The following is a 17,295-nucleotide window of genomic DNA, read 5'->3' on the forward strand; positions in this document are numbered from 1 at the left end:
GGATGAATCCATGAGACAGTTGTGCTGTCGTCCCCGATCTTTCGGCACAGTCATCCTGGCTCTGCTGATCCCGCTTGCAGCCTGCTCTCCATCGGACGGTGGGGTAACGGCAACAGCACGTCAGGCTGACCAACCATCTGACGCCGAAGGCGTTGACCATGTACGTACGGTTGGCCACGATCCGAAGATCGTCGTCCGCACCTCAACGCTTAACTTTCTCGTCGCAGTAAAAGGGGAACTGAGCTATAACTCCGCGAACAGGTGCTTGGAACTGATGATGGCTGGCTCGAGACCTGTTGGGCTTGTCTGGCCGAAGGGCACGATCCCAGCATGGATCAACAGCAAACGCGGGGTGACTGTCCCTAATGTCGGCAATATCCTTCAAGGTGCATCGTTAGCCCTGGTGGGCGGGTATGAGAAATGGGGAAAAGATGTACCGTTCGGATACAGGGTAGACGGTGACATCGGCTGTCTCACTCATGCTCCGAATGGCGACGTCTTTGTCATTGGTTCTGTGGAAAGTGTCGGTGTCTAGTCTAGCTCAGCTAAGCCCCCAGATCTGATGACACGCCTGATTGCGTAGACGCAACGTGGGGCGGAAGGGTGTTCCCGGGCGCTTGCCCCAACCGGCGGACGTCGAGGGCTGCCTACTCGACTCAGCACAGGCCCTCGTCCGGTGACATGGAACGGAACGGCCCCGGTTCTGGCCGGGGCCGAAGATGCATGGAACGAGGGCTATGCGTCCAGGGCGTTGTTGATCTTGCCGTTGATCTGCTCTTGCTGACCGTCCATACACTTCGCGTAGACCCGAAGCAGGACGTCAACGCTGTGGCCAGCCCGTTTGGCGACCTCGGGAGCCGGGACGCCCGCGTTGAGCCAGAGCGAAACGGCGGCGTGGCGGAGGTCGTACGGGCGAGCAGCCAACGATGAGGCGACCTGTGCCGGGGAAAGGGCGAGCTTGCGAGCTTCCTGCCAGACGTAGGAATGCGCCGAGCTGGAGTAGGTCCCGCCAGTGCCCGTGCGGAAGATCCGGCCGTCCTTGGCCGTGCCGTACTCGGCGATGTGCTCGCGGAGCATGGCGACCAGGGCGGGCGGGATCGGGATCTCTCGCGTCTCCTTGTCCGCGCGGTGCTTCAAACTGCGCGACTCGTGGGTCTCTCCGGAGTTGGTCCAGCGCTTCGTTCCTTGAGGCCGGGCATGCTCCAAGATGATCAGGCCCCAGCCCGACTCGGGCAGGGTGCAGTTCTTCAGCCGCAGGTCGGCCGCCTCCTCCGGCCGGAGGGCCGCATAGTAGATGCAGCCGAACAGCGCCCGCAGCCGCGGACCGCGCTTGCGGCCCACCTTTGGTACAGCATCGATGAGTTGGCGGGCCTGGGCCGGGTTGAGCACGGTACGAGGGTCGACGACCGTCACAGCCTTGGGCGCCGTCCACTTGATCTCATCCAGCGGGTTGCTGCTGAACACCTTCTGTTCAACCGCGTGCTCCAGGAGGTGATGGAGGATGGCGCGCTTGCGACGCACCGTGTTCGCGCCCGCCGGAGCACCGGCGAAGGTGACCGAGATGGCGTCGAGGGCCGTACGAAGAACGTGCGCTTCTCCCAGGGCCGACAGCGGGAGGGATGCCCTCTCCAGCCAGCCCAAAGCCGCGGCTTGTGCTGTGGTCAGGTCTGCCCGCCGCTTCTCCGGAAGCAGCGCGTGAACCCGGAGAACCTCCCGCAGATCCTCGGCGGAGGGCCGACGTGGCGAATCTGCCACCAGGGCGGGGATCAGGGTCAGGAGCGCGTACGCGTCCGTCTCCCGGGTGCGGGCAGCTGAGGTGTTCCAGCGGCGAAGGACGTACGCCTGCGCGAACTCCAGGAACGACGGGCCGGATGACCGCTGCGCGAGCATCGACACCGGCAGGCCGGAGCTGATGTCGAACTCCTCCCCCGCCTTGGTCGCCTGCCGCAGGTCGGACATGAACGCGTTGGCCAGGCCCTTGGTGCGGAAGCTCTTGGATCTCTCCTTGCCGGCCACTCTCCAGCGAGCGATGTAGGTGACCGTGCCGCCGTTGGAACGCTGCTGAATCTGGGCCAGCCTCACGTCGTAGGTGGTGTTCACGCCGCCTCCCGTCGCGAGTCCAGCCAGGCCATGAGGTCGCTCCGCCAGACGCGGAGTTCGAGGTTGGGCAGTTGGATGCAGACCGGCGCACGGCCGAGCTCGCGCCAGCGGTAGAAGGTGCGTCGAGAGACCCCGCCGAGTTCGGCGAGGACCTCAGGAACGGTCAGCAGTTCGTCACGCCTGCTCATCGAGCACCACCCCCGGCGGCGGAAAGTGGCGTTCCGGTGATGGCGGCGGCGAGGAGTTGGTCTCCGAGTGAGAGGCCCTGTCCGGCGTATTGCCAGTGGGCGATGACCAGGACGGTGTCCTCGTCGAAGAGGGGCAGGCGGCCGGTGGTGATCTGTTCAGCGCGCTGGTGTTCCTGTCGGGCGGCGCGCAGGGCACCCAGGGTGGTGGAGTAGCGGCGGCTCTTGGTGGAGAAGTGGCCGCGGAAGCCGAGCATGTGGGCCCATTGCGTGAGCCGGAGATCGGCCAGGTCGTCAAGGGCGCCCAGCCGCATGCACTCGGCGATCAGCCGCCGCGCGTGAGGCCGGATCGGCAGCGCGTCAAGGTCGTCGAGGCGGTTGATGCGCCTGTCCAGGGTGCCGACGCATTCGGCGGCCTTGGTGGCGTATTTCGCGATGTACGCCGCGACGGCCTGCTCGGTCAGCTCACCGGTCATGGTGATGCGGCGAACATCGAGCTGAGTGCCCCAGCGGAAGGTACGGTTCAGCGGCTTGATCTCTGCTGTGACCGCGCCCGCCGAGTGCTGGACGGCGTCGACGAGGGCGTCGGCGGTTGCCCAGGCCGGTGGCGGTGTGTTCGGTCCGTCTGGGCCGTCGAGGCGGATGACGGCGTGGAAGTGGACGATGCCGCGTCGCTGGTATTCGGCGACCTTGGCGAAGGAGATGACGGCCTGCTCCCGCAGGGCCTTCAGCGTCAGACCGGAGAGTTTGGCGAAGCGCCGGCGGAGGGCTTCGGTGAAGCGCCGCCACAGCTCCGGGCTGATGGCGTTGAACAGCACCGAGCCCTCGTAGTCGTAACAATCCGGGCAGAGCGGTTCTCCCAGTCGCGGATCGTCGGCGCTGTGCCGGTCGGTGCAGGACATGAGGTGTCCGTGTGGGCAGGTGGTGGCGTCGCGGCGGGCGTGGCAGGGCAGAACCTTGCCGTCCTTCTCCCGCCGAACATGCACCGCGCCGAAGGAGGGCGCGGTGAGGGTGACGAACAGGCACGGGTGCGCGCTGACCGTCTCCGGGACGCCCTTGCCTCCGACCAGGCCCGCGCGGACGAGCTGGTAGGTGTCGGCACGGTAGACCTCGGCACAGGAAGGGCAACGCGAGGCGCGCCGGGTCTTACACGGGACGCGCAGGATGCCGTCAGGCTCGCGGGTGGTGGTGTAACGGTGCAGGAGCTGGCCGGTGGCCTGGTCGTAGTGTTCGACTCGGCCGCGTAGGTGGATGGGCTGTCGGCAGCCGCCGGTTCGCTTGATCTGGTGGGCCCAGCGGTCGTAGTCGGGGTGGTTGAGCCGGTCGATCATCCCGGCGAGGGCGTGTGGGTGGGCAGAGCAGGGCAAGATGGGACCGTCCTATCCAGTCATCTGGTGTGGGATGGCCCCCGGCCTGGCGCAGGTCTTGGCGGATGTGTGGCCAGGCGGGGGGCGCTACAGCGGTTCAGGCGCCGTGGTTGTCGATGCCGGTGCCGTGGCAGTCGGCGCAGGTCTGGTCGTCGGTGAGGCCGGTGCCGTTGCAGGTGCAGCAGCAGTGGTGGTGGGCGGGTGCGGCGTCCATGGGTCAGGTGTCCTTGCGCGGGATGATGCGGACGTAGACGCGGTAGGTGTGCGGGCGAGAGCGGTCGGGGTACGCGCGTGACATCGCGGTGACGGTGAACACTTCGCGCAGCTGGATCATGCCGAGAGTGATCTCGGCGCGGTTTCCCTCAAGGCGGATGCGCATGGTCAGGTTCTCCTCGGTTCAGTGGTTGTCGGGTGTGACGCAGCCGCGGTAGCTGTCGTGGGCGGCGTAACTGGCACGGGCGGCGGACAGGATGGCCACAGCGCGGTATTCCACGGGGCCGAAGGTCAGCGAGGTGGTCAGGTGGCCGCCGTCGCTGTCGACGGGCGTGCCGAGCCGGGCCGCGAGGCGTTCGAGTTCGGCGCGCATGTCGGTGTCGTCGGCTCGCGGGATGAAGTGGTGGACGATGACCCGGTCAGGGGTGGGGATGTCGGGGCGTGCCTCCAGGAATCCGGCCAGAGCGTGCAGGCCGACGATGAGGTGAAGACGCGGGTGCGCGACGGGCATGGTGTTCCTCTTTCACTGGGTGGGTGTGGTTGTCAGGGTGCGGAGCAGGTCTGCGGCGAGCTGGGTGGACACACCCAGGCGGGCGCGGAGCTGGTCACGGGTGATGGGCTTGCCGTGCTGGGCGTGGTGTTCGTCGGCGACGCGGCGGGCGTAGTCGACCAGCGCCGGGTCAGGCGCCGGGCCGTCGCCGGGCTGGCCGTCGGGGTCGTCCTCGTGGGCGGAGACGAGCGCGGGACGGTCGGCCGGCGGGACGGCTTGGGGACGCTCCGGGACGGTCGGGGACGCCGCCGTCCAGGACGGGGACGTCTGCGAGACGTCCGAGGACGGCTCACGACGGCCCGAGGTGGCGCGGCGCTCCAGCATCGAGACGGCGACAAGGAAGGCGGCGGCCGGGGTGGCGGCGGTGATCCGGCCCCAGGCGGTCGGGTCAGCCTGTTCCAGGTTCGCGGCCAGCGACAGAACGATGCCGCCGGTCAGGACGAGCACGGGCCAGGAGATCGGCCCGCGCCGCACGCGGCCGGTCTTCTTGTCGCGTTGGCGTTCGCGGGCGGCCATGACGCAGGTCAGGTCAATGCACACGGCGATCGCCCAGGACATCCAGCCGTGCTGGCCATGCTCGGTGGCGGTGTCACGGATGTGAGTGAACGACCCAGCTCCGGCAATCAGGGCCAGGACCAGGACAGGGCCGGTGCCCAGCAGCCGGGCAGCGAAGCGGCGCATGGTCTGTCCTCCTCTCAGTGATTCCGGTCAGGCGGTCTTTGAGTCGGGTGCCTCGTACGGCTGGGCGGCCATCACGTCCGCCCAGGCCGGGGTCAGGTCGGCGTAGGTGTGGGCGGCGTGTTCGGCCGCTTGCTCGCTGACGTAGAAGGACCGGGCCCGGTACCACTCGCCGTCCTGGGATGCGACGATCGCGACGCCCGGTGTCTCGGCGGCAATCGCCCGCGCGGAATCCAGCGCGGCCGGGTCGAGGTCACCGAGCGTCATGGTCGCGGTCTCCGGGTCGTTGACCCGGTGGCAGATCCGCCCGGAGCACTGCGCCCGCAGGGCGGTCACCCCAGGGCCGAGGTCGGAGCCGATCCTTTGGCCACAGCAGAACAGGTAGATGCCGAACGCCCGCCCGAGCTGCGCCACCCGCAGCAGCGCGGTGGAGGTTTTGGCGATCTCGTCTTTCTCGCTCTTGTCGGCCATCAGGTAGAGCTCGGCCAGCTCGTCCACAAGGACCACGACCGGGACGGGTCGCAGGGTGGGCGGGAGTTGCCAGATGTTGCGGGCGCCGGTCATCCGGCACACGCCCATCCGATCCGTCATCAGCGTCACCAGGTCATCCAGCAACCCGCCGCACTCGGCCCTGCTCGTCGCCAGCGCCGACAGCCGCGACGCGTACGGGGTGAACTCGACCCCGCCTTTGAGGTCGAACCCGACCAGGGCGACCGGTTGCGGGGCCAGGCCGACGATGAGGGCGTTGGCCAGGTTGGACTTGCCCGACTGCGTCGCTCCGGCGTTCAGCCAGTGCGGCACCGTGCGGAAGTCGACGACCCACGGGCGGCCGGTCTCCAGCCGTCCCACGGTGACCTTGAGCAGCTCCGTCGACGGCGGCAGGTCATCGACCTTGACGAGCGGGTCGCGGATGGTGGCGGCCAGGCGTACCCGGCCGGGTTTGTCGGAGGTGACGCGGACGGCGTGCACACCCCAGGAGTGCGCCAGCCGTTCGGCCACCTCGGCGTAGTCGCCGGGGATCTGCCCTTCCAGGGTGTGCAGGGTGACCCGCCAGCCGTGCCGAGTGGGCAGCGGCAGCCACATGAACGGCTTGGTGTCCACCGCGATGCGCTGCCACTTACGCCGCACCCGCACGACGCCGGTCGAGGCGACCAAGCCGGGCACGGTGGTGAACCAGAACCGCTGCCGCTTCTTGGTCAGCCCGCAGCCGAGGGCGACCTTGCGCCACGAGGCCCGCACGCTGATCGCCGTGAGAGGAAAGCCGATCACGAGCCAGAACGACGGGTAGTGCCAGCGGCGCCAGGCCCAGAGCCCGGCCGCGACAGCGGCCAGGATCCCGAGCAGCCAGGCGGGCAGGTCAGACATCGGCGGCCTCCCGCAGCGGGAGGAGGGCGGTGGCGCGGTAGGAGATGCCCCACCGGCCGGCCATCTCCCAGACGTAGCCGAGCAGGCCGACCGCGTTGACCGGGTCTCCGGCGGTGATGGGCGGCTCTCCGGTGATGCCGATCTTGACGAGTTCGATCCGGCCGAACTCGTCCTCGACCGAGACGGTCACCTCGTAGACGGTGTTGCCGTTCTTGTCGGTCTTGATCTCACCGGTGTCCCGGTTGAGCACGCGAGGGCGCGGGGCCTTCACGCAGGTGATGGTGAGCTTGCTGGTGTCCACAGGGATGGGGACGGTGCGCATGGTCGGTTCCTTTGAGTAGTTGAGACGTAACTCTATGAATACATAGAACGCTTAGGATTCTAAGTTGTCAAGGGCTTCCACGCAGACTTGGTTGGCATGTCAGGTGGGCTGTGCTGAACTGAAGGGGCAGACACCCTCGCGGAAGGCTTCGCATGGTCGAGAAGACCGGTCGGCCCGGCTATCTCCAGATAGCCGACGACTTGCGCACGCAGATCAGGACGGGCTCACTCCCGCCCGGCGCTGCATTGCCCTCCACCGCCCAGCTCTGCCAGCGCTACGACGTCTCCGCCAGCGTGGTCAAAGCGGCCATCAGCGTGCTGCGCACCGAGAACCTGATCGTCGGCCAGCAGGGCAAGGGCGTGTTCGTCCGCGAGGACGCCGCCGCAGTCGCGGCCGCCGCCGAGGCGAAGGCCGGCGATGAGGGGGCCGGCTCTTCGGCGGTCATGGAGCAGCTCGCTCAGATGCGGCAGACGATGGCGGTTCTCGGCGACCGAATCGCCGATCTGGAGAAGGCCGTGTTCCCAGGGCCGAAGCGATCTCGCTGACCCGGAAGGCCAACTCCTCCATTTCAGACCGGATGGCCTGAAGCTCATCCAAAATCCGCTCGTTTGTGGTCACTCCCAGCACCCCTTTTCTGGTCGGTCGTTATCCCGGCGGGGATGCCGTAAGTTCATCGCGTATTCGCGCTGTTGAGTATCACGGAGCGTTAGCTAAGCTTCTTCATTGCTGCCTGCACGGCGGTTACACATGCGCTTACACGCGCCCGCCCCTCAAAGCGCGCAAAAGGATGCGATGAAGACAATTCACCGCCCCGGATGGCAACCCCTGATCCTGCGCCAGCACCGCGAAGCGCACGGCCTCACCCTCGAAGCCGCAGGTGACCAGCTCCGCCAGGTCGCCCACCGGCACGGCCTGACCGCACCCGCCGCCAACTTCCAAACACTCTGGGCACACGAACAAGGATCGGTATATCCAGGACCCCACTACCGGCGCGCCTATTGCCTCCTCTACCAGACGAATGAACCGACCCTTGGTTTCCGGCTGCCGCTTCCCGGCGAAATACCCGAAGTGGAAAATTCCATCTCGGATTTGCCTGCCCCCACCGACCCCGCCGCCGACACGGCCGCCGCCCACGTCATCGAACAAACCCTCATCAAAGTGTCCGGCGCCCCCACCAACGGCGAGCAGAACGCGCTACTCAATCGCGTGGTCGACGCGTGGCGACGCCGCCACGGACAGGGCAGCCCCAAACCGATCCTCACCCTCGTCGGCGGCTACGCCGGATCCGGCAAGAGCGAGTTCTCCCGCTTCCTATCCGACATCACCGGCTGGGCGTTCCTGGACAAGGACTCGCTGACCCGCGCCATGGTCGAACGGCTGCTCGTCTCCCTCGGCGGCGACCCGCACGACCGGCACACCGAGCTGTACCTGAGCGAGGTCCGGCCGCTGGAGTACCGGTGCCTGATGGAGACCGCGTTCGACAACCTGAAGGTCGGCACCTCGGCCATCCTGTCCGCGCCGTTCATCGCCGAACTGGCCGATCCCGACTGGGTGTCGCGGCTGACGAACCGGTGCGCGGCCAAGGGCATCGATGTGGCGGTGGTGTGGGTCCGCTGCGATGTCGACTCCATGCGCGAGTACATCGAGTTCCGCGGCGCCCCCCGAGACGCCTGGAAGCTCAAGAACTGGGAGACGTACACCAGCGGCCTGGACACCGGCACCAGCCCGGACACCGCGCACATCACCGTCGACAACCGGCTCGGAGCCGCCATCAGCCTCGCCGACCAGACCCGCGAGATGCTGAAACGGATCCTGACGTGACAGGCATCGTCTTGTACGGGCCGCCCGCAAGCGGCAAGAGCACCGTCACCGCCGAGCTGACGGCGCTGGACCCGCGATTCGTGCTGTTGCGCAAGCTCAAGGCCGGCAACCGGAGCGGCAGCGAGTACCAGTTCGTCACCGTCGAGCAGCTGGGAGAGTTGCGGGCGGCCGGGCGGCTGCTGGTCGAGACCCACCGCTACGGCAACGTCTACGCCGTCGACCGCCACCAGGTCGAGCAGATGACCCAGGCCGGACAGGTGCCGATCGTGCACATGGGCAACGTCCTCGACATCCGCCGCCTGACCGATCTCGGCCCCTGGCTTCTCGTCCTGCTGTGGGTGTCGCGGGAGATATGCCGGCAACGGTCCCAGCGGCGAGGCGACCGCGATACGACCATGAGACTGCGAGCCTGGGACGAGACCAGGGCAGACCTGCAAGCCCACGACGACGGTCTCTTCCCGCTCCGGATCGACACCGGCCAGACGCCCGCGGCCGAGGCTGCACGGCAGATAGCCGGCGCGTACACCGGCCGGTCCATCCTGCCGGGGCGGCTGAGTCATCGCGCTTGACCGGTCAGGATGCGCCGCCACAGGTCTTGTGCCGCACGAGCCGGCAGCCAGGCACTTTCCACGATCTCCGCCGGAGAGCCGTCCGAGGTTCGCCTGACGAACCACAACCCGCCGGCCGCGCACAGCTCGAACATCGGACGCTGGCACATGCATGTGTGCTCGCGTACCCGCAGCCGATCAGCACGAGGAAGGCTTCGTTCCCACTCCACTCGCTCAACCTCGCGGCGCGGAGCAGCCACATGCGGCCCGTGATAGTCGGGCAGGAAGGCCGGCCTAGCCACGCCGTCACCGCCGGATCTGCTGCTCTTGCAGCAGCGCTACGAACGTCGCCACGTCATCGGCGCTCACCGTCTGCTGAAGGCCCGCGTCAATCTCCGCCTTGGCAAGCCGGACACCGCGCCTGGTCGCATAGAACGCCCCCGTGTCGCTGCGGAAGAACGACCAGCCGGGGAACGTAGCGCGCAGCGCGTCAAGGTCATAGGTGGGCGTCGACATGGCATCAGGCTATGAGCGATTGCAGGATCCTGTCTACCCCTAGGGACCCCATTGGATCAAAGGAGATAGCAAGGGATTCCGATAGATCCCAGGAGGCGAGTGAAGGTCCATGGTGCCCCCTTTCTACCCTTAGACATGTGATGGATTTCGAGCCAGACCGGCCCCGCTGGCAGCAGATCGCCGACGTGCTCCGCACGCGTATCACCAGTGGCGAGTACCAGCCCAAGTACCTCGTGTCCGAGGTCCGGCTCGTCCAGGAGTTCGGCGTAGCCCGCGATACCATCCGCAAGGCTATTCGTCAGCTCCGCGAAGAAGGCCTGCTCTACACCGTGCCCAACCTCGGCAGCTTCGTCAGTCCTGCCGACTCCGCGGACTCCTGAGCTCCTACGGGGTTAAGCTCGCGTTCATGGCTGGCAGGATCGACTTCTACGACGACCCCCATGCACCAGCCGCGAACAGCCTCGTGCCCTCGGTCAACGTCGTGGTCTCCAATGCCTCCGGCGACGTCCTGTTGATTCGCCGCTCAGACAACGGCAACTGGGCTCTGCCCGGCGGGGCCATCGACCTCGGCGAATCGGTCCCAGCCGCGGCCATCAGGGAGACCCTCGAAGAGACCGGAGTCAACTGCGAGATCTCCGGAATCATCGGCACGTACAGCGACCCCAAGCACGTCATCCTCTACACCAGCGATGGCGAGGTCCGACAAGAGTTCTCCATCGTCCTCACAGCCCGAGCCGTCGGCGGCGAACCGACACCCAGCCAGGAGTCACGTGAGGTTCGGTGGGTGCCAACAGGTGAAGTAGCGCAGTACCGCATGGATCGATCAATGCGCCTACGGATCGCCCACTACCTCGGCGGTGGCGAACCGCACATCGGCTGAAGCACAGGACTGCACCATCACCCCATACACCGGCGTCAAGCATCAACCGATACCGCAGCCGGAGAGACCTGCCACAAAAGAGCAGGTCAGAGGCCATAAGACTCGAACGAATGAGAACTTTCTCCACGGTTTCAAGGGCGGCCCGCTGCGCGGCCCGCCGGGCGCACTGGCCGGTCAGCGTGCCCGGCTGCGGCTCTTCGGCCGGTCCGGGCACGCACCGCCCAGTGCGCCTGAGGGGGACAGGAGTCACCATTTGACACCGTGACGATCGCTCACTTCGGTACTCTTCGAAGCGGCTAGGGCGATCGACTGCCGCGCGGCTTCCGGTGCTCGGGCCTGGCGGCCCTGCGCTCCGGGTCCACTTGCCACTGAATGACGTGGCGGGCCAGTGCACTGTCATCTAGAGGAGCTTGTGACCTGCGGCGTTTAATCGCGTCTCCCTGTCTTGTCATCTGATCCATTTCACGGTCTTGTTGTTTCCTGGATAATTAAGCAAGAGCATGACCCGTGAGGATCACCAGCGTCACGCGGCATGTTCTTCCGGTATGGCTGTCGCACGTACGCCGCGCAAGACCGAGACGATGGCGTCGACGCTGGCTTCGGGAAACAGGTCCTCGGGTCCGCGAGGAGCGAGGGCGGTGAATGGCGACTCGTAAAGGGCTTCGACCTCCATGATGCCGTTCTTGGCCAGGTAGTCGATCAGGAGCCGGAGGAAGTGGAGTTGGTTGGCGGTAAGATTCTGGCCGGCCTGGAACTGGTCGAACGCCCTGGATGCGGCCTCGCGGTCCAGGCCTGTGAGTGAGCGGAGGAACACGCCTAGGCCGTCGTGCTCAGTCTTGGCCTGCTCGATATCGGCCTCGGTGCCGAAGCCGTTCACGATGAAGATCTGCTCCAGCTCTTCAAGGTCGACGGTAGTGATCTGCTGGTTGCGGCGGAGCTTCTGCACTGCCAACTCGTTCTCATGGCTGCGCAGGTAGGTGCGCACCTTGGACTCGAACCGCGACTTGTCCGTGCCCAACACCACGCCCTTGATCTCGGCCATGCCCAGTTCACCGAGCTCGTCCTGGAAGTCGGTGTAAACGATGCCGCGTTTCACCTTGGGGATGAGCTTGGCCAGCCCCCGCAGACGCCGCCGCATCGACTCCAGCATGGGCAGGGTGACGTCCTCCCACCATGAGTCGGTGGTAAGGTCCTCAAGGATTTCCTGCTGCTGCCGGACGGCGGGGATGGTCAGTGTGGTGGGGTCGAGCAGCGCCGAGGCGATCTCCTGAACCTGGGCGCGGAGCCGCAGATAGCTAGCATCGGCCTCCACCTGGGCCAGCTGGAGCCGCAGCGCCAGGAGGTCGAAGCGCTTGGCCTCTTGACTGTTCTCGTCCTCGCGGAACTCCGTGGGAAGCGACGCGAGCGCTTGGGTGATCTCCGTATGCTTCTCCGAGGTGATCTTCTGCCAGCTGGCCGGCTCCCGATAGGTCTCGACCTCGCGTAGGTGGCGGCGGACCTCGACGTTGGCCGGGTTCATGTTCGCCACCTCACCCTGGAGCCGCTCGGCTAGGCTCCAGCGCAGATCGGCCACGGTCTTCGTCTCGTTGGGCGTCTTCTCTGCCGGGGGCGTCAAGTCGAGGTTCTGCTGGTCCAGATTGAGCAGCAGGTCCATCCGGTGCTTGAACAGCCGCTCGCTGAGAGAGGGCTGGAGCCTGCCTTCTGCGGGAGCGAGATTCTGGTTGAAGAACTCGAAGTTCTGGCACAGGTCGAAGACGAGGAAGCCGCTCTTGTCCTGGTTCGGGCCGAACAGGTCGGGGCAGAGTCGGGTGCCGCGTCCGATCATCTGCCAGAATTTCGTCTTGGACCGCATCATCTTGGCGAAGACCAGGTTGACGACCTCGGGGATGTCGATCCCGGTGTCGAGCATGTCTACCGAGATCGCGATGTGCGGGGCCTTGTTCTTGTCTGAGAACTTGTCGATGAGGTCCTGGGCGAAGACCTTCTTGTGCGTGATGACCTGCGCGAACTCGCCGCGATACTCGGGGAACAGCGTGTCGAAACGCTGGACGATGAACTCGGCGTGGTTGTTGTTCCGGGCGAAGATAATCGTCTTGCCGAGCCGGTCCCCACCTTCCACCTTTGCGCCGTAGGTCATCAGCGTCTCAAGGGTCTTGTCGATGGTGTCCTTGTTGAACAGAAACTTGTTTAACTCGTCGGCGCTGATCTCGCTGGGGACGTCGTCATTCTCATCCCAGTCTGCCGCGTCCCACGCCTCCTTCTCCTCTTCCGACAGGTCGTCGTACTTGATGCCCTTGCGCAGGAACTTCAGCGGCACGTCCACTCCACGCGGAGCGACGAGATATCCCTCGGTCACGGCCTCATCCAAGCCGTATACGTCGGTGGGCACCCCGTCTTCTAGGTTGAACAGCCGGTAGGTGTTGCGGTCGATCTCCTCTCTCGGGGTAGCGGTGAGCCCAACCAGCAGCGAGTCAAAGTAGTCGAAGATCATGCCGTACTTCTGGTACACCGACCTGTGTGCCTCGTCGATGACGACGAGATCGAAGTAGCCGGGTCCGAACCTGCGCAGGCCGTTACTGGTCTCGTTGATGAGCCCCATCATGGTCGGGTATGTCGAGACGTAGATCCGGCCCTCGGTGTTCTTCTCGTTCAGCAGATTCACCGTCGGCACCCCGGGCAGGTGCTGCTTGAACGCGTTGGTGGCCTGGGTGACCAGCGCCTGCCGATCGGCCAGGAATAGCACCCGCTTCACCCAGCCGGCTCGGATCAGCTGGTCGACGAGGGCGATCACGGTCCGAGTCTTGCCCGACCCAGTCGCCATCACCAGCAGGGCCTGCCGGAGGCAGTCTTTTTCGAAGGCGTCGTCGATACGGCGGATCGCCCGGTTCTGGTAGTGGCGGCCAGCGATCTCCTCGTTGACCGTTTCAGTGCTCAGCGGACGACGGCTACTCCGACGGTGGATCAGGGTGCGAAGTTCGTCCTTGGTGTAGAAACCCAAGATCTTGCGCGGTGGATAGCTCCGGTCATCCCAGATGTAGGTCTCGTAGCCGTTGGTGTAGAAGATCACGGGCCGTTGGTCGTACTTCTGCTCCAAGCAGTCGGCGTACGCCTTGGCCTGGTACTGGCCCGCCGTGGCGTCGCTGGTGGTGCTCTTAGCCTCGACCAGTCCCAGCGGCTTGCCGTTGTCATCCCACAGGACGTAGTCGACCTTGCCCTTCCCGCTGGGAGTTGGCATCCCTGTGACCGGGAACTCTCGGTCCTCCGGCTTGTCGAGCGGCCAACCTGCCTCGTGCAGTAGCAAGTCGATAAGGAGGTCCCGGGTATCGGCCTCGTCGTAGTCGTGAGTGTCCGGGACCTTCGCGTTCGCGGCCTTCGCCGCCTTGATCTCGGCGCGCAGCTTAGCCAGCTCGGCGTCCAAGTCCTGGCTCTTGCGGCGCTCCTTGGCGAGCTCGGCCTGCTGCTTGCCGAACTCCTCGGCCATCGCCTGAATCTCGGCCTGCTTCTTCTGCCGGACGTCGGCGGGCACCGGCTTGGGAATCAACGCCTGGTCGAAGGCCAGCCCGGCGGCGGGTAACGCGTCCTGATTCCGGGCATACTGCCGGGCGATCCAGTACATGACATGGAACAGCTCGCCTACGATCCGGACCGCGTCCGCAGCGGGCACCAGTCCGTGCTTGTGTACGGCGGTGTTGCCCTGGCGCCGGATCAGGTCCATCTTCGTGCGGATCGCCGGGCCGACCAATTTCACCATGGTCGGCTCGGCAATCAACGCCGAAAGGTCGTCACGATAGGGCAGCTTGAGCGTCTCATCGGCCTTATAAAGCCAGGTGACCGCCAGTTCCAGTGCCCGGCGGGCGTAAAAGCACGAGACGCGCGGGTCGGCAACTGCGAGCCGCTCCGCGCGTGTCGCACTGTCGTACAGGTCGGCCCACTCGGACTCAAACTGGAGGAACGCGAAGTTGCCCATCGAGACACCTCACCCAGGAAGGCTTCAGATGTTTGGATTGTCCCACAGGTCCCCACGAAACGCCCGCTGTTGCACCGAAGCATGCAGTTCGTCCAACAACTCCATCTGAGCCAGGTGAGCTGCCTTCAGTCTCTCGACTTCCACAATCCGATTCTCGAATTCTTTTTGCAGTTCAATTGGTGGAAGTAGAGTCCGGAATTTTTCGGCCAGTCTCAGATAGATGGTTTTGTGAGTGGATCCATCACTAATGGCACGAAGATGTTGTCGAGAGACCGTGAGCGCATGCATTAGATACTTCGGATTGAGCTTATCGCCGCAAATCCAGTTTACGAAGTCCTGAGAGGTTGACAAAGGCACGCCTGCGATAGTGACAAATCCAATAGAAGCCGTACGAGAAAAGCAGACGGTCCCAGGCGGAAGCATCACTGCTGATGAATTCGCAATGCCAGCAGGTGTAAGTGTCGCTTGCGTTCCGGTTGTAACTTTCCCGTCTAGATCTCTAATCTCCTTCAAGTTGATCCAAGGAATGGTGCCACCCCAATATTCCGGACGACTCCGGTCTGGAGTGTGGCCTGTTGCAAGTTCGGCGACCTCGGTCAACAGCTTCCATGACCACCCTGCCGGGTGCTTTAGATCCTCTCGAACCGTTACAGCTCTAGTCTGTTCGCCGAACATATCGAGGAAGATGGACTGGGCGAGGTCGTCGAGGAGCACGATCGCCTCGCGCCGCTTGCCCCGTAGGGCATCCACCTGATCGAGCACCTCGGCGATTCGGCGTTGGATTGGTACAGGGGGAAGAGGAATCTCAATCTTTACTACCGTTGCTTTCGAGATCTCCTTGAATGTGGCGCCATTTCCGAGGCTCTCGAGGTATAGCCGGTTAGCCTTCAACCAGTGATAGAGGTAGCCGGAATCCGCCTTGTTCGCGTCGGGAACGAGGCTCTTGAAGCCCTGGTTTGTGGCCATAGGCCGCGTATTGACGGCAACATACCCAATTGGAGCTCGCGAGCTCAACAATACAGATTCTGCAGGGAGAACTGAAGCAGCACAGCTTCTCAATCCCTTCTCCGAGATCTTTCGCGGTGTGTCATGGATATGCTTGCTATTGAGTAGGCTCAAGTCCTTTGGGGTTGCCCACGCAATATTGCCGTCCCAATAATCCGGAATCCCGGTCTTAGGTGTTGCGCCAGAAACAACTTCGCAGAAATCACCAATCGGGACTCGGGGCCAGATACTCATGCCAACAACCCCTTGAGCTCGGACATGCCCTGCTGAATGTCGGCTTCAATGCGCTCAAGTTCCTCGATAATTTCCGGAGGCGGGCGGTGCTCGTCCTCTTCGTGGACGATCTCCTTGTAGCGGTTGAGGCTTAGGTCATAGCCCTGGGCGGCGATGTCGGCCTTGGGGACAAGGAAACTCTGTTCCGCCCGAGCCCGCTGCTGTTCACTGCCGTTGCGCTTGGACCACCGGGCCAGCACGTCGGGCAGGTTGTTCTTCTCATGGTCGTCATCAGCGAACTCGGCAGCAGGCCGGGCGCCAAGCTTGTTGTCGGGCAGGAGCGGCGTGCGCTTGTCGTCGAGGCTGAAGCCATCGGCGGTGGCCTCGTAGAACCAGACGTTGTCGGTGCCGCCGCTGTTGGTCTTGGTGAAGAACAGGATCGCGGTAGAGACCCCGGCGTACGGTTTGAAGACACCGCTGGGAAGCTTAACCACCGCGTCGAGCTTGTGGTCCTCGATCAGCATGCGGCGGAGCTCCTTGTGTGCTCCGGTGGAACCAAAGAGCACACCATCCGGGACGATGACCGCCGCGCGGCCACCGGGCTTGAGCAGCCGGAGGACGAGCGCCAAGAAGAGCAGCTCGGTTTTCTTGGTTTTAACGATCTGTTGCAGGTCCTTGGCGGTGGTCTCGTAGTCCAGGCTTCCGGCGAAGGGCGGGTTGGCGAGGATCATCGAGTAGCGCTCGGCCTCGTCAGCGACGTTCTGGGCCAGGGAGTCCCGGTAGCGGATGTCCGGCTGTTCGATCTCATGCAACAGCATGTTCATGCTGGCGATCCGGAGCATCGTGCTGTCGAAGTCGAAGCCGTGGAACATGCTCTCGTTGTAGTGACGCCGCTGGGCCACATCGAGAAGCGCGTCCTTGTGTTTGCGGGCGACGTACTCGGCAGCGGCAACGAGAAAGCCTGCCGTACCGCACGCCGGGTCGCAGATCTCGTCGTTCGGCCCGGGAGCCATCATCTCGACCATGAGCTGGATGATGTGCCGGGGCGTGCGGAACTGGCCATTCTGCCCGGCGGTGGCGATCTTGCCGAGCATGTACTCGTAGAGGTCGCCCTTAGTGTCCTGCTCGCCGAGGGGTATGTCGTCGAGTATGTCGACGACCTTGGTCAACAGGTTCGCGGTGGGGATAGTGAAGCGGGCGTCCTTCATGTGGTGTGAGTAGGTGGACTCATCGCCACCGAGACCGCGCAGCCAGGGGAAGACGCCGTCCCGCACCGTGACAAGCATGTTGTCCGGATGCTCTTCGGTGAACTTCGACCAGCGGAGGAAGTTCGTCTCCTCCGTGTAGATCGGGTTCTCGATCGGCTTGCTGGTGCGGTTGGCCTTGCGCTCCTTCGTGGTCTGCAGGTCCTCCATGCGCCGGAGAAACATCAGGTAGGTGATCTGTTCGATCACTTCGAGCGGGTTGGAGATCCCGCCCGACCAGAAGGCGTCCCAGAGCCGGTCGATCTTGTTCTTGAGCTCACCCGTAATCACATGCGCAGCCTAGTGGAGAGGCCGGACAAG

The 17,295-nt window shown here is 64.6% G+C and carries 18 protein-coding genes; 6 read left to right on the plus strand and 12 right to left on the minus strand.

The window, feature by feature from the left end:
• Positions 1 to 10: 10 nt before the first annotated feature.
• Positions 11 to 535, plus strand: coding sequence for a hypothetical protein (locus tag AC5L3X_RS29375; RefSeq protein ID WP_494861226.1), 525 nt, complete (start codon positions 11 to 13; stop codon positions 533 to 535).
• A 200-nt stretch (positions 536 to 735) separates the two neighbouring features.
• Here AC5L3X_RS29375 and AC5L3X_RS29380 read toward each other — a convergent pair whose 3' ends face one another.
• From AC5L3X_RS29380 to AC5L3X_RS29415, 8 genes are all read right to left on the minus strand, one after another.
• Positions 736 to 2,100, minus strand: coding sequence for a tyrosine-type recombinase/integrase (locus AC5L3X_RS29380; protein ID WP_494861228.1), 1,365 nt, complete (start codon positions 2,098 to 2,100; stop codon positions 736 to 738).
• Complete coding sequence (locus tag AC5L3X_RS29385; RefSeq protein ID WP_357690089.1) at positions 2,097 to 2,288, minus strand: helix-turn-helix transcriptional regulator; 192 nt, start codon at positions 2,286 to 2,288, stop codon at positions 2,097 to 2,099. The genes AC5L3X_RS29380 and AC5L3X_RS29385 overlap by 4 nt, the downstream gene beginning before the upstream one ends.
• Positions 2,285 to 3,616: a replication initiator gene (locus AC5L3X_RS29390; RefSeq protein ID WP_494861356.1), complete on the minus strand. Its 1,332-nt coding sequence runs from the start codon at positions 3,614 to 3,616 to the stop codon at positions 2,285 to 2,287. The genes AC5L3X_RS29385 and AC5L3X_RS29390 overlap by 4 nt, the downstream gene beginning before the upstream one ends.
• 253 nt (positions 3,617 to 3,869) lie before the next feature.
• Positions 3,870 to 4,031 carry a hypothetical protein gene (locus tag AC5L3X_RS29395; protein WP_494861230.1) on the minus strand — a complete coding sequence of 54 codons (162 nt, stop codon included), beginning with the start codon at positions 4,029 to 4,031 and terminating at the stop codon, positions 3,870 to 3,872.
• Positions 4,032 to 4,049: 18 nt separating this feature from the next.
• The gene (locus AC5L3X_RS29400; protein WP_494861232.1) at positions 4,050 to 4,376 is read right to left on the minus strand and encodes a hypothetical protein; all 327 of its coding nucleotides are present in this window, start codon (positions 4,374 to 4,376) and stop codon (positions 4,050 to 4,052) included.
• Between the two features lie 12 nt (positions 4,377 to 4,388).
• A complete protein-coding gene (locus AC5L3X_RS29405) occupies positions 4,389 to 5,096 on the minus strand; it encodes a DUF2637 domain-containing protein (protein WP_494861234.1) in 708 nt (235 codons plus the stop codon).
• Positions 5,097 to 5,123: 27 nt separating this feature from the next.
• Positions 5,124 to 6,458, minus strand: a complete 1,335-nt coding sequence (locus AC5L3X_RS29410) for an FtsK/SpoIIIE domain-containing protein (protein WP_494861236.1) — start codon at positions 6,456 to 6,458, stop codon at positions 5,124 to 5,126.
• Positions 6,451 to 6,780, minus strand: coding sequence for an SCO3933 family regulatory protein (locus AC5L3X_RS29415; RefSeq protein ID WP_494861237.1), 330 nt, complete (start codon positions 6,778 to 6,780; stop codon positions 6,451 to 6,453). Before AC5L3X_RS29415 ends, AC5L3X_RS29410 begins: the two co-directional genes overlap by 8 nt.
• A gap of 152 nt (positions 6,781 to 6,932) precedes the next feature.
• Between AC5L3X_RS29415 and AC5L3X_RS29420 the strand changes: the two genes are divergently transcribed.
• From AC5L3X_RS29420 to AC5L3X_RS29430, 3 genes are all read left to right on the plus strand, one after another.
• On the plus strand, positions 6,933 to 7,325 hold the full coding sequence (locus AC5L3X_RS29420) for a winged helix-turn-helix domain-containing protein (RefSeq protein WP_494861239.1): 393 nt from the start codon (positions 6,933 to 6,935) through the stop codon (positions 7,323 to 7,325).
• Positions 7,326 to 7,527: 202 nt separating this feature from the next.
• The gene (locus AC5L3X_RS29425; RefSeq protein ID WP_494861240.1) at positions 7,528 to 8,601 is read left to right on the plus strand and encodes a P-loop nucleotide/nucleoside kinase family protein; all 1,074 of its coding nucleotides are present in this window, start codon (positions 7,528 to 7,530) and stop codon (positions 8,599 to 8,601) included.
• Positions 8,598 to 9,170 (plus strand): phosphotransferase-like protein, encoded by a 573-nt coding sequence (locus tag AC5L3X_RS29430; protein WP_494861242.1) that lies wholly within the window; start codon positions 8,598 to 8,600, stop codon positions 9,168 to 9,170. Before AC5L3X_RS29425 ends, AC5L3X_RS29430 begins: the two co-directional genes overlap by 4 nt.
• 285 nt (positions 9,171 to 9,455) lie before the next feature.
• On the opposite strand, the gene AC5L3X_RS29435 is transcribed toward AC5L3X_RS29430, so the two are convergent.
• On the minus strand, positions 9,456 to 9,665 hold the full coding sequence (locus AC5L3X_RS29435; RefSeq protein WP_494861243.1) for a hypothetical protein: 210 nt from the start codon (positions 9,663 to 9,665) through the stop codon (positions 9,456 to 9,458).
• Positions 9,666 to 9,805: 140 nt separating this feature from the next.
• Between AC5L3X_RS29435 and AC5L3X_RS29440 the strand changes: the two genes are divergently transcribed.
• Complete coding sequence (locus AC5L3X_RS29440; protein ID WP_494861244.1) at positions 9,806 to 10,045, plus strand: GntR family transcriptional regulator; 240 nt, start codon at positions 9,806 to 9,808, stop codon at positions 10,043 to 10,045.
• Between the two features lie 26 nt (positions 10,046 to 10,071).
• Positions 10,072 to 10,545, plus strand: a complete 474-nt coding sequence (locus AC5L3X_RS29445) for an NUDIX hydrolase (RefSeq protein ID WP_494861245.1) — start codon at positions 10,072 to 10,074, stop codon at positions 10,543 to 10,545.
• 523 nt (positions 10,546 to 11,068) lie between these two features.
• Here the strand turns inward: AC5L3X_RS29445 and AC5L3X_RS29450 are convergent.
• The 3 genes from AC5L3X_RS29450 to AC5L3X_RS29460 are packed head-to-tail and all read right to left on the minus strand — an operon-like array spanning position 11,069 to position 17,265.
• Entirely contained in the window at positions 11,069 to 14,512 is a 3,444-nt protein-coding gene (locus tag AC5L3X_RS29450) for a DEAD/DEAH box helicase family protein (protein ID WP_494861246.1), read from the minus strand.
• 24 nt (positions 14,513 to 14,536) lie between these two features.
• Positions 14,537 to 15,751 carry a restriction endonuclease subunit S gene (locus AC5L3X_RS29455; RefSeq protein WP_494861247.1) on the minus strand — a complete coding sequence of 405 codons (1,215 nt, stop codon included), beginning with the start codon at positions 15,749 to 15,751 and terminating at the stop codon, positions 14,537 to 14,539.
• Positions 15,748 to 17,265: a type I restriction-modification system subunit M gene (locus AC5L3X_RS29460; protein WP_494861248.1), complete on the minus strand. Its 1,518-nt coding sequence runs from the start codon at positions 17,263 to 17,265 to the stop codon at positions 15,748 to 15,750. Before AC5L3X_RS29460 ends, AC5L3X_RS29455 begins: the two co-directional genes overlap by 4 nt.
• Positions 17,266 to 17,295: the final 30 nt, after the last annotated feature.

It is taken from the genome of Nonomuraea sp. CX421, assembly GCF_059358955.1.

Excerpts from the sequence above, each read along its gene's own strand:
- AC5L3X_RS29375 (WP_494861226.1), top strand. The coding sequence starts at position 11 with ATGAGACAGTTGTGCTGTCGTCCCCGATCTTTCGGCACAGTCATCCTG.
- AC5L3X_RS29385 (WP_357690089.1), bottom strand. The coding sequence starts at position 2,288 with ATGAGCAGGCGTGACGAACTGCTGACCGTTCCTGAGGTCCTCGCCGAA.
- AC5L3X_RS29390 (WP_494861356.1), bottom strand. The coding sequence starts at position 3,616 with ATGATCGACCGGCTCAACCACCCCGACTACGACCGCTGGGCCCACCAG.
- AC5L3X_RS29395 (WP_494861230.1), bottom strand. The coding sequence starts at position 4,031 with ATGCGCATCCGCCTTGAGGGAAACCGCGCCGAGATCACTCTCGGCATG.
- AC5L3X_RS29400 (WP_494861232.1), bottom strand. The coding sequence starts at position 4,376 with ATGCCCGTCGCGCACCCGCGTCTTCACCTCATCGTCGGCCTGCACGCT.
- AC5L3X_RS29405 (WP_494861234.1), bottom strand. The coding sequence starts at position 5,096 with ATGCGCCGCTTCGCTGCCCGGCTGCTGGGCACCGGCCCTGTCCTGGTC.
- AC5L3X_RS29410 (WP_494861236.1), bottom strand. The coding sequence starts at position 6,458 with ATGTCTGACCTGCCCGCCTGGCTGCTCGGGATCCTGGCCGCTGTCGCG.
- AC5L3X_RS29415 (WP_494861237.1), bottom strand. The coding sequence starts at position 6,780 with ATGCGCACCGTCCCCATCCCTGTGGACACCAGCAAGCTCACCATCACC.
- AC5L3X_RS29420 (WP_494861239.1), top strand. The coding sequence starts at position 6,933 with ATGGTCGAGAAGACCGGTCGGCCCGGCTATCTCCAGATAGCCGACGAC.
- AC5L3X_RS29425 (WP_494861240.1), top strand. The coding sequence starts at position 7,528 with ATGCGCTTACACGCGCCCGCCCCTCAAAGCGCGCAAAAGGATGCGATG.
- AC5L3X_RS29435 (WP_494861243.1), bottom strand. The coding sequence starts at position 9,665 with ATGTCGACGCCCACCTATGACCTTGACGCGCTGCGCGCTACGTTCCCC.
- AC5L3X_RS29440 (WP_494861244.1), top strand. The coding sequence starts at position 9,806 with ATGGATTTCGAGCCAGACCGGCCCCGCTGGCAGCAGATCGCCGACGTG.
- AC5L3X_RS29445 (WP_494861245.1), top strand. The coding sequence starts at position 10,072 with ATGGCTGGCAGGATCGACTTCTACGACGACCCCCATGCACCAGCCGCG.
- AC5L3X_RS29450 (WP_494861246.1), bottom strand. The coding sequence starts at position 14,512 with ATGGGCAACTTCGCGTTCCTCCAGTTTGAGTCCGAGTGGGCCGACCTG.
- AC5L3X_RS29455 (WP_494861247.1), bottom strand. The coding sequence starts at position 15,751 with ATGAGTATCTGGCCCCGAGTCCCGATTGGTGATTTCTGCGAAGTTGTT.